The sequence below is a fragment of the Streptomyces sp. NPDC042002 genome, assembly GCF_055588305.1.
The window spans coordinates 212,970-226,845 of record NZ_JBVJCT010000009.1; the positions used below are offsets into that span (position 1 = coordinate 212,970).

At 73.3% G+C, this 13,876-nt stretch carries 11 protein-coding genes and 5 tRNA genes; 6 read left to right on the plus strand and 10 right to left on the minus strand.

All coding sequences use genetic code 11. From position 1 onward, the window contains the following. Nucleotides 1-35: 35 nt before the first annotated feature. The 3 genes from ACZ6KY_RS16820 to ACZ6KY_RS16830 form a co-directional block, all read right to left on the minus strand. The gene (locus tag ACZ6KY_RS16820) at nucleotides 36-860 is read right to left on the minus strand and encodes a GNAT family N-acetyltransferase (RefSeq protein WP_469311033.1); all 825 of its coding nucleotides are present in this window, start codon (nucleotides 858-860) and stop codon (nucleotides 36-38) included. Between the two features lie 80 nt (nucleotides 861-940). Then, nucleotides 941-1,762: an aminotransferase class IV gene (locus ACZ6KY_RS16825; protein WP_469311034.1), complete on the minus strand. Its 822-nt coding sequence runs from the start codon at nucleotides 1,760-1,762 to the stop codon at nucleotides 941-943. 109 nt (nucleotides 1,763-1,871) lie between these two features. After that, nucleotides 1,872-2,918, minus strand: a complete 1,047-nt coding sequence (locus ACZ6KY_RS16830; protein ID WP_469311035.1) for a chorismate-binding protein — start codon at nucleotides 2,916-2,918, stop codon at nucleotides 1,872-1,874. Between the two features lie 156 nt (nucleotides 2,919-3,074). On the opposite strand from ACZ6KY_RS16830, the gene ACZ6KY_RS16835 reads away from it, so the two are divergent. The 5 genes from ACZ6KY_RS16835 (at nucleotide 3,075) to ACZ6KY_RS16855 (ending at nucleotide 3,552) form a co-directional block, all read left to right on the plus strand. After that, a tRNA-Gly gene (locus tag ACZ6KY_RS16835) sits at nucleotides 3,075-3,147 on the plus strand. A 37-nt stretch (nucleotides 3,148-3,184) separates the two neighbouring features. Further along, nucleotides 3,185-3,258: transfer RNA gene (locus ACZ6KY_RS16840), tRNA-Cys, on the plus strand. Between the two features lies 1 nt (nucleotide 3,259). Then, a tRNA-Val gene (locus ACZ6KY_RS16845) sits at nucleotides 3,260-3,331 on the plus strand. Between the two features lie 34 nt (nucleotides 3,332-3,365). Next, nucleotides 3,366-3,437, plus strand: a tRNA-Val gene (locus ACZ6KY_RS16850). A gap of 40 nt (nucleotides 3,438-3,477) precedes the next feature. Beyond that, nucleotides 3,478-3,552: transfer RNA gene (locus ACZ6KY_RS16855), tRNA-Val, on the plus strand. A 129-nt stretch (nucleotides 3,553-3,681) separates the two neighbouring features. On the opposite strand, the gene ACZ6KY_RS16860 is transcribed toward ACZ6KY_RS16855, so the two are convergent. The 4 genes from ACZ6KY_RS16860 to ACZ6KY_RS16875 form a co-directional block, all read right to left on the minus strand. Next, entirely contained in the window at nucleotides 3,682-3,996 is a 315-nt protein-coding gene (locus tag ACZ6KY_RS16860; protein WP_469311036.1) for a TFIIB-type zinc ribbon-containing protein, read from the minus strand. 74 nt (nucleotides 3,997-4,070) lie between these two features. After that, nucleotides 4,071-5,030: a phosphotransferase family protein gene (locus tag ACZ6KY_RS16865; protein ID WP_469311037.1), complete on the minus strand. Its 960-nt coding sequence runs from the start codon at nucleotides 5,028-5,030 to the stop codon at nucleotides 4,071-4,073. Nucleotides 5,031-5,451: 421 nt separating this feature from the next. Beyond that, entirely contained in the window at nucleotides 5,452-5,658 is a 207-nt protein-coding gene (locus ACZ6KY_RS16870) for a hypothetical protein (protein WP_469311038.1), read from the minus strand. 239 nt (nucleotides 5,659-5,897) lie between these two features. Further along, complete coding sequence (locus ACZ6KY_RS16875) at nucleotides 5,898-6,131, minus strand: hypothetical protein (protein ID WP_261702819.1); 234 nt, start codon at nucleotides 6,129-6,131, stop codon at nucleotides 5,898-5,900. A gap of 196 nt (nucleotides 6,132-6,327) precedes the next feature. Here ACZ6KY_RS16875 and ACZ6KY_RS16880 point away from each other — a divergent pair, with 196 nt between their 5' ends. Beyond that, the gene (locus ACZ6KY_RS16880) at nucleotides 6,328-7,593 is read left to right on the plus strand and encodes a serine/threonine-protein kinase (protein WP_469311091.1); all 1,266 of its coding nucleotides are present in this window, start codon (nucleotides 6,328-6,330) and stop codon (nucleotides 7,591-7,593) included. A 64-nt stretch (nucleotides 7,594-7,657) separates the two neighbouring features. On the opposite strand, the gene ACZ6KY_RS16885 is transcribed toward ACZ6KY_RS16880, so the two are convergent. The 3 genes from ACZ6KY_RS16885 to cobT form a co-directional block, all read right to left on the minus strand. Continuing rightward, a complete protein-coding gene (locus ACZ6KY_RS16885; protein WP_469311039.1) occupies nucleotides 7,658-8,476 on the minus strand; it encodes a TrmH family RNA methyltransferase in 819 nt (272 codons plus the stop codon). 64 nt (nucleotides 8,477-8,540) lie between these two features. Further along, on the minus strand, nucleotides 8,541-9,773 hold the full coding sequence (gene cobA, locus ACZ6KY_RS16890; protein WP_469311040.1) for a uroporphyrinogen-III C-methyltransferase: 1,233 nt from the start codon (nucleotides 9,771-9,773) through the stop codon (nucleotides 8,541-8,543). A gap of 162 nt (nucleotides 9,774-9,935) precedes the next feature. Next, nucleotides 9,936-13,655, minus strand: coding sequence for a nicotinate-nucleotide--dimethylbenzimidazole phosphoribosyltransferase (gene cobT, locus ACZ6KY_RS16895; protein WP_469311041.1), 3,720 nt, complete (start codon nucleotides 13,653-13,655; stop codon nucleotides 9,936-9,938). Nucleotides 13,656-13,876: the final 221 nt, after the last annotated feature.

Sequence of the window (13,876 nt, forward strand, 5' to 3'; positions counted from 1 at the left end):
AAGCGCCAGCAGAGCCCCGAGAAGCCCAGGCCCGGCTAGAGCAGCGTCTTGTACAGGCAGTACTCGGCCGTCTCGTAGCCGAGTGACTCGTAGAGCCGCTCGGCGGGGGTGTTCCCCGCGAAGACGTTGAGAGCGATGCGGTTCAGTCCGGCGGCCGTCGCCTGTGCCTCGGCGAGCCGCATGAGTGTCCGGCCGTGGCCGCGTCCGCGCTGTTCGGCCCGGACCCCGACGTTGTAGACGAAGGCACGCCCGCCCCGGCGCCCCAGCCAGAGATCGCCCACGGGGACGCCCTCGTGCTCGAGGACGCTCAGCCACATGTTCGCGGTGGCCGGGCCCTGCGGCAGCGCGCCGCCGAAGTCACGGCTCGCCTTGGCGAGCGCGTCGGCCTCCGGCACGCCCCGCCTGATCCAGCCCTCGGCGTACCGCTGCCTGCCCGTCCGGTCCCAGATCTCGTACTCGTCCCGCGTCATGGGCCGGTCGGCGCTGCCCGGGGGCAGTACGGGCGCGAGGCCGTCGAGCGCCTTCTCCATGACGCGGTTGCGCAGGACGTAGCCGAGCGCCCTGGTGAGTTCCAGGGCCGCGGCGGCCTCGCCGGGAACGGTCACCTCGATCTGTCGGCAGCCCCAGCCACGGGCCACCTCCTCGGCTGCCAGCGCGGCCACGGTGCCGCGGCCGCGGCCACGGTCCGGCTCCTCGATGCGGAGCTCGTGGATCCTGGCGACGGACGGTCCCGAGCCGGGGCCCGTCGTGAGGTGCACCCGGCCGACGGGGCGGCTGTTCACGCACACTTGGTAGCGGCGTGAACGCCCCCCGTCGGTGGCGCGCTGAAGCGGCTCGGTCGGCCGCAGAGTCGTGGTCATCAGGGGTGTTGTACCCGCTGAGGCGTGCGAGGTCAGCCTAATTACCCGGCGATCAGGGGCTGATGGCCCCCGGGGACCGGTCAGGGATCGAGGTCGTCCCCGGCCCGCTCGTCGAAGACACGCATCGCCTTGGCGGTCACCGGCCCTGGTGCGCCCGGCAGTTCACGGGCGTCGACCCGGTGCACGGCCTGCACATCGCGCAGCGTCGAGGTCAGGAAGATCTCGTCGGCGCGGTCCAGGACGTCCAGCGGCAGGTCGGTCTCCCTGGCCCCGGTCCATTCGACCGTGAGGGCGCGGGTGATGCCGGCGAGGCAGCCCGAGGCGACCGGCGGGGTATGGATCTCACCGTCGAGAACGACGAAGACGTTCGACCCGGTGCCCTCGCAGAGTTGGCCCACCGTGTTGGCGAACAGCGCCTCGGACGCGCCGTGTTCACGCGCGCGGGCCAGGGCGACGACGTTCTCGGCGTACGAGGTGGTCTTCAGGCCGGTCAGGGCGCCGCGCTCGTTGCGGGTCCAGGGGACGGTGACGACGGCCGTGGACTCGGGGCGCGGGGCGGAGGTGCCGAGCGCGACGACGAGCGTCGGGCCGTGCTCTCCGCGGTCGGAGCCGAGCGGGCCGTGCCCGCCGGTGTACGTGATGCGGAGCCGGCCGAGCGGCATCGGATTGGCGCCGAGGACGGCGGCGCAGGCGCGGCGCACCTCGTCGGCGTCGGGCTCGGGCAGACCGAGACCGCGCGCCGATCGGGCCAGCCGGTCGAGGTGGCGGGTCAGCGCGAAGGGCCGGCCGTCGACCGCCTTCACGGTCTCGAAGATGCCGTCACCCACGGTCAGTCCGTGGTCGAAGACGGAGACGCGGGCGGCCTCGATGTCCTGCAGCCCGCCGTCGAGCCAAAGCTTCACTGGTCCCTACCTCGCATGTGTGAATGTGCCGGACGCGTCGTCCGGCGTGGCGTTCCGGCCCCGGTTCCCGGCTTGCCCCCGGAACCGGACGTGTCCGTTCCGTCCGTGGTCAGTCCGTGGGAGTCCCGTCTCCCGCGTCATACGTTCCCGACGCTACCGCGAGCAGCCGGGACGCCTTCAGCTCGGTCTCCCGCCACTCCCCCGCGGGGTCGGACCCCCAGGTGATGCCCGCCCCCGTGCCGAACCGCAGCACGCCGTCGGCGCGGTCGATCCAGAACGTACGGATGCCCACGGCCAGCTCGCCGGTGCCGCGGTCGGCGTCGACCCAGCCGACGCCTCCGCAGTACGGGCCGCGCGGCGAGGTCTCCAGGGCGTCGATGATCCGCAGCGCGCTGGATTTCGGGGCCCCCGTGACGGAGCCGGGCGGGAAGGCGGCGGCGAGGAGTCCGGGCCACCCGACGCCCTCGCGCAGTTCGCCACTGACGGTGGAGACCAGGTGCACGAGCCCGGGGTGCTTCTCGACGACGCACAGGTCGGGCACGGTCACGGTGCCGGTGGCGCAGACCTGGCCGATGTCGTTGCGGACGAGGTCCACGATCATCACGTTCTCGGCGTAGTCCTTTTCCAGGAGGTCCGCCTCGGTGCGTCCGGTGCCCTTGATCGGGCCGGACTCGACGGATCGGCCCGCGCGGCGCACGAAGAGTTCCGGGGAGGCGGTGGCTATCTCCACTCCGTGATCCGGCAGCCGAATCGTTCCCGCGTACGGCGCCGGGTTGCCGCGCGCCAGCAGAGCGGTCAGCGCGTCGACGTCCGCGTCTGGCGGGACGGGCGCGGAGAGCACACGGCAGAGGTTCGCCTGGTAGACCTCGCCGGCCGCGATGTGCTCGCGGATACGTCGTACACCTGCCGTGTACGCGGCGCGGTCGAGGGACGACTTCCAGTCACCGGCCGCCGGGCCGTGCCACCGTCCGGGGACCGGCGCGGGCACCGGCTCCTCTCGTACGTCCCGGAAACGGGCGCAGGTCAGACGCCCTTCGAAGTCGGCCGAGACGGCCCAGAAGCCGGTCGAGTCCAGGGCCGCGGGATCGCTGGTGACATCGAGGAGACCGGTCGCGACGAGGCCACCGAAGCGGGCGAGAGGAGGGAGGTCGAGCACGCGGTCGAGTCTAGGGCGGGTGTCCCGCGGGTGCCCTGACCATGTCCTCGGGCGGACAGACCGCAGCACGCTGCACAAACGCGTTTTTGTGCTGGCCCGGGAATCCGCTAGAGTTCAACTCGTCGCCGGGACGCGCAAGCGTCACGGAAACGACAAGCGGACGTAGCTCAGTTGGTAGAGCGCAACCTTGCCAAGGTTGAGGTCGCCAGTTCGAACCTGGTCGTCCGCTCGCAGGAAGTGGGGGATCTTCCCGAACCCGCACTCCTGGTGGAGTGGCCGAGAGGCGAGGCAACGGCCTGCAAAGCCGTCTACACGGGTTCAAATCCCGTCTCCACCTCCAAGGACGATTAGCTCAGCGGGAGAGCGCTTCCCTGACACGGAAGAGGTCACTGGTTCAATCCCAGTATCGTCCACTGGTCCGCAAGGACCCGATCCGCGAGGATCCCCGCGCGATTAGCTCAGCGGGAGAGCGCTTCCCTGACACGGAAGAGGTCACTGGTTCAATCCCAGTATCGCGCACGCAGCACCAGCAGCAAGCGTGGCTCCGGCCGCGTGACCCGCGCGATTAGCTCAGCGGGAGAGCGCTTCCCTGACACGGAAGAGGTCACTGGTTCAATCCCAGTATCGCGCACCAGCAAAGCCCCCGACCGTCTCGTACGGCCGGGGGCTTCGTCGTGTCCCGGGCGCGGTGGGCCGTGTCCGCCGCCTGCTGTCAGGACACGCCGGAGGGGCCCCTCCGCTCGGGAGGGGCCCCTCCGGTCGTTCAGGACGAGAAGAGCATGTGGCCGAAGCTCTTGTGCCGGTGGTGGCTGTCGTGGCCGCCGTAGTGACCACCATGACCGCCGTGACCACCGTGGCCGCCGTGCTGCGGGGCGCCCCAGGCGGGCGCCGGGGCGGACGGGTAGGCCTGCGGGACGCTCGGGGGCGGCGCGGGCTGGGACCACTGCGACTCCACGCGGGTCAGTGCCTCCAGCTCGCCGTAGTCGAGAAATATCCCGCGGCAGCCGCTGCACTGCTCGATCTGGACGCCATTGCGGTTGTACGTGTGCATCGGCGCATGGCATTTCGGACACTGCATGCTCGGCTCAACTCCTCGCCGGTCGGTACTGCTTTCGCCAGGACAGACACTGCCCGGCTTCGGTCGGTTGCACCTTACGTCGCGAAACCTCGGGTCAACTCGGGCGGGAGCGCGCTCATTCGGTCACAGGCGTCGACCACGGCCTGCTGCACCTCGTCCAACGGCCGCTCCGCGGCGGCGGACTTGGCGACGGCCAGGGCCGCGGTCTGCACAGTGAGGGCACGGGCCGCGACGTCCAGGGCGGGCCACGGATCGCCGTCGGCCGGAACGGCCGGGCCGCCCGCGTCCCGGTAGGCGGTCAGGAAGCGGAGCCACTCGTCGGTCGGCAGCAGCCCGCAGGCGTACCAGGCGGCCGGACGGGCCAGGTCCCAGGCCGGGTCGCCGACGCCCAGGTCGTCGACGTCGATGAGGAGCCAGGGTCCGTCCGGCGCGGGGTGGCGTACGAGCTGGCCGAGGTGCAGGTCACCGTGGCACAGGGTCGTGGTGTGCGGCATCGGGGCCTCGCCGCGCGCCCAGCCGGGCAGGGCCGCCCAGGCGCGCAGGACCGGGCCGGCGGCGGGGCGCGGGCCGGCCGCGCGCAGCCGGGCCGTCGCGCGGGCCGCCTTGACGGGCCCCCGCATGGGCGGCAGCCCGGCCGGGGCGGGAGCCCGGTGCAGGCGGGCCAGCAGGGTCGCGGCCGCCTCCCAGGGAGCCGCGTCGGGGGTGTCGGGGTCGACGGGACCGCCGTACGGCCAGAGGGTCACCCGGCGGCCGAGGAGGTCGGCGGGGGTGGGGTTCAGCGGCGGCAGGAGGATGCCGGGGAGGTTCGCGGCCACGGAGAGCCGGCGGCCGAGCGCGGCGGGGTCCGTGTCCGGGGCGTGGGCCTTGGCGACGAGGTCGCCGTGGCGGACCACGGTGCCGTCGTCCCGGTCCGCGAGGAGCTCGTCCTCGGCACCGCAGGGGCAGGCGCCGCGGGGACCGGGCACAGCCGTCGCCGGGTGAGCCGCGCGACGCACCCCGGCGACGAGTGCGGACAGCAGGCTGTCAGCGGTCACGATTCCCCCTGAGCTGTACGACGGGCCGGCACGACATCTGCCGTGAGGGTACGCAGCCCGGTGCGGGCCCCCGGCACCCCGGTATCCCGGCTCCGCGATGCAACCTGGGCTTCTGGGCCCCGGCGCCCTTGGACCCCGGCACCCCCTACGTTCTGGAACCCTGGACCGGGCACGCCGACAGCTCGGCGTCCCGGCACGCACACGCGGAGCCTCTGGACCCCGGCCCCGTAACGCTCCCGCCCCCCCTGGAGACCCGCACCCCGCCTGCTGCCGGCCGGCAGCAGGCGGCAGGCACAAAAAGATGCCCGCGCAGCTCCCCAGCTGCGCGGGCATCTTGTGCCGTCCGCCGCACCCCCGTCCCCACGGGGTTTCATGGCCGGATGTCCCCGCCCGGACCGCTCTTCCGGGCCTGGGGCGCCGCTCAGCGCCCCAGCATCACGCCCACGGACGACGCCTGTGTGACCACCGCGTCCCAGCCGCCGAAGACGACTACGAGCAGGGCCGCCAGGGGAAGGACCATCGCTGTCGCCACCAAGGGGTGGCGCTGACCCTGGCGTGTGCCGAACGCGGCGATGTACGCCCTGCGCCCTTGCGCGCGGAGCTCTGTCCGCGGTGCCGTGTGGGCCATGGTCCCTCTCCTGACCGAGTTCTGTTGTGCCTGGCAGCGGCGGGTGCTGACCTCGGGGGACGAGTGCTGCACCCACCGCTTGACCTCAAATCTAGGCGTACGGCGACATCGGGTCGTCATGCCCTCGTACCGATTGCCGGGCCTCCCGGAGGATGAGCGATGACCTGCGGAGTACTACCGTGGGAGGAGACGCGGACCCAGGTCTCAGGGTCTTCCCGGAGAGGGCGCCCGTTGTGCCCCTACTGTTCCGAGCTGTCCTCCCGGGGAACCGGCTGCTCGACGAGCGCGAGCACCCGGGTCGCCATGAAGCGGGCGGTCCGTACCACTGTTCCGTTTCGAGTGACTTCGCTCACTTCAACGACACCTCGTCGTACCGCCGTCTCCACCCGGCGACCCGCCCTGCTCGCCACCACCTCGTACGTACGCGTCGTGTCCCCCGCGTCCACGACTATCTCCACGCGGTCACCCTTCACGGGCTCAATCCCCCTTCTGCGATGGATGGTTGGGATCACAGGCAGCCCAAAGAGGCCCTGTTCGCACGCTCTCTGACCACCTCTCAAGTTTCCCACCCGGCACTGACAATCGATCGGGACGAGAGGGCGCGGCCTCTGCGCGCACCCGGCCGCGGAAACGTAAGCTGTGGCTCGTCAAACGGACCGGGCAGCGGGGATGGACATGGCGATGATGCGCCTGAGGCGCGAGGACCCGCGTGTCGTCGGCTCGTTCAGGCTTCACCGACGGCTCGGCGCGGGCGGTATGGGTGTGGTCTACCTGGGCTCCGACCGGCGTGGCCAGCGGGTCGCGCTGAAGGTGATCCGGCCTGATCTGGCGGAGGATCAGGAGTTCCGTTCGCGGTTCGCACGGGAGGTCTCGGCGGCACGGCGGATCAGGGGCGGCTGCACGGCCCGGCTCGTCGCCGCCGACCTGGAGGCGGACCGGCCGTGGTTCGCCACGCAGTACGTGCCCGGCCCCTCTCTGCACGACAAGGTCGCCGAGGGGGGGCCGCTGTCGGCCGCCGACGTGGCCGCCGTCGGTGCCGCGCTCTCCGAGGGTCTTGTCGCGGTGCACGAGGCCGGGGTGGTCCACCGTGACCTCAAGCCGTCCAACATCCTGCTGTCCCCCAAGGGGCCGCGGATCATCGACTTCGGCATCGCGTGGGCGACCGGGGCGAGCACGCTCACGCACGTCGGCACCGCGGTCGGGTCCCCCGGCTTCCTGGCGCCGGAGCAGGTGCGAGGTGCCGCCGTCACCCCGGCCACGGACGTGTTCGCGCTCGGGGCCACGCTCGCGTACGCGGCGACCCAGGACTCGCCCTTCGGACAGGGCAGTTCCGAAGTGATGCTCTACCGGGTGGTGCACGAGGAGCCGCATCTGCACGGGGTTCCCGACGCGCTCGCGCCGCTCGTCCGGGCCTGTCTGGCGAAGGACCCCGAGGAGCGGCCCAGCACCCTCCAACTGTCCTTGCGGCTCAAGGAGATCGCGGCCCGCGAGGCCCACGGCATGACGGACGCGCGGCCGCCCGCGCCGCGCACGGATCCGGACCGGCCGACGGGACGCCTGGCCGAGCAGTACGCCGAGCAGCGCACCCAGCGGCGTCCGGGTACCACTCCCCCGCCGCGCACCGGCGGGACGAACGGCGGATCCCGGTCGGGATCGCGACCGGCGCCCGTCCGCAACACCGGCCGCACCGGGAACCGGCCCGCGCCCCGCAGCGGCGCCGGGCGGCCGGGTCCGCGCACGACCGGAACCGGCAGGCGGCCCGCCAATCCGCGGCTGCTGCGCCAGCGGCTCTTCGTGTTCGTGGTGGTGACGCTGCTGGTCGCGCTCGGTATCGCCGCGGCCCAGGGGTGCCAGGGTCCGTCCCGCGGGCTCGACGACGGCCCGCGCGGCGGCGTACACCAGGAACAGAGAGCTCAGGGGCGCCTGGGGACGTGACGGTCCGTAAGGACACCGGAGAACCGGTGGCGGACCGGAGCCCGGGCGGTCCCGCGGGTGACCCTCAGCTCTCCGGGCGGCCCGTCGCCACCGCGTAGAAGGCGACCGCGGCCGCGGCGCCGACGTTCAGGGAGTCGACGCCGTGGGCCATCGGGATGCGGACCCATTCGTCGGCCGCCATCAGGGCCCGGGTGGACAGACCGTCGCCCTCCGCGCCGAGCATCAGCGCGACCCGGTCCATCCGGTGCGGGGCGGCCTCGTCGAGGGATCTGGCCTTCTCGTCCGGGGTGAGGGCGAGCAGGTTGAACCCGGCGTCGCGCACCGATTCCAGGCCCTTGGGCCAGGTGTCGAGACGGGCGTACGGGACCGAGAAGACCGCGCCCATCGAGACCTTCACCGAGCGGCGGTACAGGGGGTCGGCGCAGTCCGGGGACAGCAGCACGGCGTCCATGCCGAGGGCCGCGGCGGAGCGGAAGATGGCGCCGATGTTGGTGTGGTCGTTGACCGACTCCATGACGACGACCCGGCGCGCGGACCGCAGCAGTTCGTCCGCCGCCGGCAGCGGCTTGCGCTGCATCGAGGCGAGCGCGCCCCGGTGCACGTGATAGCCGGTGACCTGTTCGGCGAGCTCGGGGCTGACCGCGTAGACGGGTGCCGGGAGTTCGTCGATGACGTCGCGCATCACGTCGACCCACTTGGCGGACAAGAGCATCGAACGCATCTCGTACCCGGCGTCCTTGGCCCGTCTGATGACCTTCTCGCCCTCGGCGATGAACAGGCCCTCGGCGGGTTCGCGCTTGCGGCGCAGTTCCACGTCGGTCAGGCCCGTGTAGTCGCGCAGACGCGGGTCGTCGGGGTTCTCGACGGTGATGAGATCGGCCACAGGGTGATACTGCCTTGTCCTGGGTGCGGTGCCAACGGCTGGGAACGGGTTGGGTTACCCGGGGTTACTCGGGAAGTCCGGAGCCGACGTCCACGACCTCGCCGATGACGATGACCGCGGGCGGCCGCACATCTTCGGTACGAACGGTCTCGGCGACGGTGGCCAGGGTGGCGTCGACCCGGCGCTGTGCCGCGGTCGTGCCCTCCTGGACGAGGGCGACGGGGGTGTCGGCCGGCTTGCCGTGCGCCACGAGCGTGTCGGCGATCCTGCCGATCTTGTCGACGCCCATGAGGACGACGAGGGTGCCGCGCAGCTTGGCGAGGGCCGGCCAGTCGACGAGGGAGCGCTCGTCGTCGGGGGCGACATGACCGCTGACCACGGTGAACTCGTGGGCGACGCCCCGGTGGGTGACCGGGATGCCCGCGGCGCCCGGCACCGAGATGGAGCTGGAGATGCCGGGGACGATCGTGCAGGCGATGCCCGCCTCGGCGAGCGCCTGGGCCTCCTCCATGCCGCGGCCGAAGACGAACGGGTCGCCGCCCTTCAGCCGGACGACGGACTTGCCCTGCTTGGCGTGCTCGATGAGCGCGTTGTTGATGGCCTCCTGGGCCATGAACCGGCCGTACGGGATCTTCGCCGCGTCGATCACCTCGACGTGCGGCGGGAGTTCGGCGAGCAGGTCGCGGGGGCCGAGGCGGTCGGCGATGACCACGTCCGCCTCGGCGAGCAGTCGGCGGCCGCGGACCGTGATCAGGTCGGGGTCGCCGGGACCTCCGCCGACCAGGGCGACGCCGGGGGTACGGGTGCGGTGGTGCGGCGCGACGAGCGTGCCGTCGCGCAGTCCCGCGACCACGGCGTCGCGGATGGCGGCGGTGTGACGGGGGTCGCGACCCTTGGCGTTCGTGGTGAGGACGGCGACGGTCACGCCCTCGCTGTGGCCGGTGGCCGGGGTCCACGCGGTCGCCGCGTCGGCGTCGTCCGAGCGGACGCACCAGACGCGGTGGCGCTCGGCCTCGGCCGAGGCGTCGGCACTGGCCCGCGGGTCGCTCGTGGCGATCAGCGCGTACCAGGCGTCGGCGAGGTCGCCCTCCTCGTACGGGCGCCTCGTCCAGGTGATCTCACCCGCGTCCGCCATCGCCTCGACGGACGGTGTCGCCTCGGGAGACACGAGGTGGACGTCCGCGCCCGCCGCGATGAGCGCGGGAAGCCGGCGCTGGGCCACCTGGCCACCGCCGAGGACGACGACGCGTCGGCCGGCGAGGCGGAGGCCTACGGGGTAGGCGGGGTGTTCGGCCATGGAGGTGCGGCTCCTCGTACGGGCAGGCGGTGCGGTGGGCGCGCTGCGGCTGTGGAGCGGCCCTGACGTGGGGTTCTTCGGTGGGAGTCCCGACAGGGGTCCAGCCTACGGCGGGGCCGGGTGGGCAGCTCGGACGCCTGCCCACCCACCCGTGCCGTCGGACTACTTCTCGGTCACCCCGGCCGAGTCGAACGTCGCGACCTCGTGCATGGCTCGCGCCGCGCTCTGGACGATGGGGAGCGCGAGGAGGGCGCCGGTGCCCTCCCCGAGACGCAGGTCGAGGTCGATCAGGGGGCGCAGGCCCAGCTTGTTCAGGGCGGCCACGTGACCGGGTTCGGCGCTGCGGTGACCCGCGATGCAGGCGGCGAGGACCTCGGGCGCGATGGCGCGGGCCACGAGTGCGGCGGCGCCGGCGCTGACGCCGTCCAGGATCACCGGCGTACGCAGGGACGCGCCGCCGAGGAGGAGGCCGACCATGGCGGCGTGTTCGAGGCCGCCGATCGCCGCGAGAACGCCGATCGGGTCGGCCGGGTCCGGCTGGTGGAAGTCGATGGCCCGGCGGACGACCTCGGTCTTGCGGGCCAGGGTCTCGTCGTTGATGCCGGTGCCGCGGCCCGTCACCTCGGCGGGGTCGGCGCCGGTGAAGACCGAGATCAGGGCCGCCGACGCGGTCGTGTTGGCGATGCCCATCTCACCGGTCAGCAGCGCCTTGTTGCCCGCGGCCACCAGGTCGCGGGCCGTCTCGATGCCCACCTCCAGCGCCGCGACGGCCTCTTCGCGGGTCATGGCGGGACCGGTCGTCATGTCGGCGGTGCCCGCGCGGACCTTCCGCGGCAGCAGACCCGGCGTGGCCGGCAGGTCGGAGGCGACACCCACGTCGACGACACAGACCTCGGCGCCGACCTGGTTGGCGAACGCGTTGCAGACCGCGCCGCCGCCCAGGAAGTTGGCCACCATCTGCCCGGTGACCTCCTGCGGCCAGGGGGTGACGCCCTGCGCGTGGACACCGTGGTCGCCCGCGAAGATCGCGACGGCGGCGGGCTCCGGGATCGGCGGCGGGCACATCCGGGACAGGCCGGACAACTGCGCGGAGATGATCTCCAGCATGCCGAGGGCGCCCGCGGGCTTGGTCATCCGCTTCTGGCGCTCCCACGCCTCGCCGAGCGCCTTGGCGTCCAGGGGGCGGATGTTGGAGACCGTCTCGGCGAGCAGGTCGTGCGGCTCCTCGCCGGGCAGGGCACGGCGGCCGTACGTCTCCTCGTGCACGACCCAGGACAGGGGGCGGCGCTTGGACCAGCCGGCCTGCATCAGCTCGGGCTCGTCGGGGAACTCGTCGACGTATCCGACGCAGAGGTAGGCGACCACGTCGAGGTGGTCGGGCAGGCCCAGCGCGCGGACCATCTCCCGCTCGTCGAAGAAGCTGACCCAGCCGACGCCGAGGCCCTCGGCGCGGGCCGCGAGCCACAGGTTCTCGACCGCGAGGGCGGAGGAGTACGGGGCCATCTGCGGCTGGGTGTGCCGGCCCAGGGTGTGCCGGCCGCCCCGGGTCGGGTCGGCGGTGACGACGATGTTGACGGGGGTGTCGAGGATGGCCTCGATCTTCAGTTCCTTGAACTGCTTCGCGCGGCCCTTGGGAAGCGACTTGGCGTAGGCCTCGCGCTGGCGCTGGGCGAGTTCGTGCATGCTGCGCCGGGTGTCGGCGGAACGGATGACGACGAAGTCCCAGGGCTGGGAGTGGCCGACGGACGGCGCGGTGTGCGCGGCCTCCAGGACACGCAGCAGCACGTCGTGCGGGATCGGGTCGCTGCGGAAGCCGTTGCGGATGTCACGGCGCTCGCGGATCACGCGCAGGACGGCCTCGCGCTCGGCGTCGCCGTAGCCGGGGGCCGCCGGACCGGTGGACTCTCGTACGTCTTCCACCACGGCCGTGCTCTCTTCCTGGTCGGCGACCTGGGTGTGCAGGTCCTCCGCTTGCTGTGCGACTACGGGTTCCGGCTCCGCGGTGAACGGTTCCGGTACGGAGGCGGGCTCGGGCACGGCCTCGGGCGCGGCCTCCGCTTCCCGGGGGGCGGGCACGAGCGCCTGGGCGACCGGCTCCGCCTCGGAGGTCTCCTCGACGGGGGCGGGCGCCATGACGGCCGCGGCCGGCGCGGGTTCCTGGACCGGCGGCTGCTCCTCGACGGGCAGCGGAGGCACGGTCATGGCGTGCGGCGGGGTGGGGGCCAGGTGCGGAGTCGTCGGCACCGTGCCGTCGACGGGCACGAACTGGCCGAGGCTCTGGTCGGCGTCGGGCAGCAGGGGCGCGCCGGGGAACCCGGGGGCGCCCGCGGCGTCCAGGGCACTCGCGTAGTGCTGGTCGCCGAGGGAGTGGTCGGCGGCCGGCTGGGAGGCCTCCGTGTGCGCCGCCACACCCACCGGTACGCCGTGCGGGGCCTCGGTGGTGCCGGGCCCGGAGAAGGCGACGCCGTTGTGGGAGAAGGCCGCGTCCTCGGAGAGCGCGGCGCCGTTCTCGGCGAACGCGGGCTGGTCCGTGAACTGCTGGTCCTCGAACTGCTGGTCCTCGAACTGCTGGGCCTGGAACCCTTCGAGGGCGCCACCCTGACCGCCCAGCGAGGCTTCCGCCGAGCGCGCGGAGAGCGCCGACAGCGCGGACTCGGGGACTTCGAAGGAGTGCGGGGCCGCGGCGCCGACGGACTGCTCGGTCCCCGGCAGGGAGGCCTCGTCCGCGAATCGGACCGCCGGTTCCGGCACGTGGACGGCGGGGTCCGCGAACCCTGCCGCGTGGGCTCCGGTCTCGGCCGGGTCGGCTTCGTACATGTCCTGGTCGGCGACCTGCGGCGGGACCTGCGCGGCGAGGTCCTCCTCGGCGGGGGCGAGGTGCTGCGCGGGCACGACGTGCCCGGCGTCCTCGGGGACCAGTGCCGGTGCGGCCTCGGGCTCGGCCGTCTCCGCGTCGCCGGCGGCCTGCGCCACGGCGTCGAAGGTGTCCGGTGCGCCGAGGGTCTGCGGGGCGTCCGGGAACCGCGGGGCGTCGGGAACCTGCGGGGCGGGCGAGCCGTCCGTGGCGGGCGCGGCCCCGGGAGCCTGTCCGTCCGCCTGGTCCTCCAGGTCGAGCGACGTCTCGTCGGCCCCCGGCATCGGCGCCTCGGCGGCGTCGGGTGCCGGGGCCGGGTCGTGGAGGAAGGGCGCCGCCACGAAACCGGGCGCCTGCTCGGCCTCCGCGGCCTGCGGCACCTCGGCGACCGGTCCGGCCGCAACGCTCACCGCGGCTCCGGGCAGCCGTCCCGCCTCCGGGACGACCGTTTCTGCTGCCGTGGCCTGGCCGCCCATCGGCGGAGCCCCCCACGCCACCGCGCCCTGCGGGAGCGCCTCGCCGAGCTGGGGCACGTCCAAGTACTCGGGACCCACGGTCGGCGGGCCGGCGTGGCGCGCCGGAGTGACCGGGCTGGCCATGGAGCCGGTGCGGGAGCCCGCGGGTCCGCGGTCGGCCAGCGAGCGCACCGGGCTGGAGGAGCCGTCCGGTGTGGGCGGGCCGAGGTGCAGCGGACGGCGCGGCGGCACAGGCTGCGGCGCGGGCTGCGGGACGGGCGCCGGACCCGGCGCGCGGACGGCGCCGAGGTCGATCGCGCCGCTGTCCCGTCCGTCCGTCTCGTGCGGACCGGGCTCGTCGGTGAAGGGCATCGGGGCCGGCGGCGGCACCTCGTTGCCCCAGGCGCCCTGGGCACCGGGCGCGCCCGGCATCAGAAGCAGGTCGTCGTCCTCGACGGGGTTCTCGGAGGGGTCGAGGAAGGTGTACGCGCCCGGCGTGGTGACGCCCGGCTGCTCCACCATGCCTGCGTTCTCCGGCAATCCCTCGCCCGGGACCTGGCCGGTGTCGGTCATGCGTACCCCTCGCCCATCGGTTAGTGCTCCAAAGTCCAGCTCGCCCGGAACGGCGCACCGACCGCCCCACAGTGAAGAACGAGCGTGCGTGCCCAGCGGCACGTACGACCGGCCAACAAAGACGACAAAGCCATTAACTGGCATTGTCCCGGTCATCCCGCCCTCGCGACAGCGTGATCCGCGAGCACCCGCTGTGGACTGCGCCACGTTGCGCGTCCTCC

Coding starts and splice junctions, on each gene's coding strand:
- ACZ6KY_RS16870 (WP_469311038.1), bottom strand. CDS start 5,658: ATGGCCCACACGGCACCGCGGACAGAGCTCCGCGCGCAAGGGCGCAGG.
- ACZ6KY_RS16860 (WP_469311036.1), bottom strand. CDS start 3,996: ATGCAGTGTCCGAAATGCCATGCGCCGATGCACACGTACAACCGCAAT.
- cobA (WP_469311040.1), bottom strand. CDS start 9,773: ATGGCCGAACACCCCGCCTACCCCGTAGGCCTCCGCCTCGCCGGCCGA.
- cobT (WP_469311041.1), bottom strand. CDS start 13,655: ATGACCGACACCGGCCAGGTCCCGGGCGAGGGATTGCCGGAGAACGCA.
- ACZ6KY_RS16880 (WP_469311091.1), top strand. CDS start 6,328: ATGGACATGGCGATGATGCGCCTGAGGCGCGAGGACCCGCGTGTCGTC.
- ACZ6KY_RS16820 (WP_469311033.1), bottom strand. CDS start 860: ATGACCACGACTCTGCGGCCGACCGAGCCGCTTCAGCGCGCCACCGAC.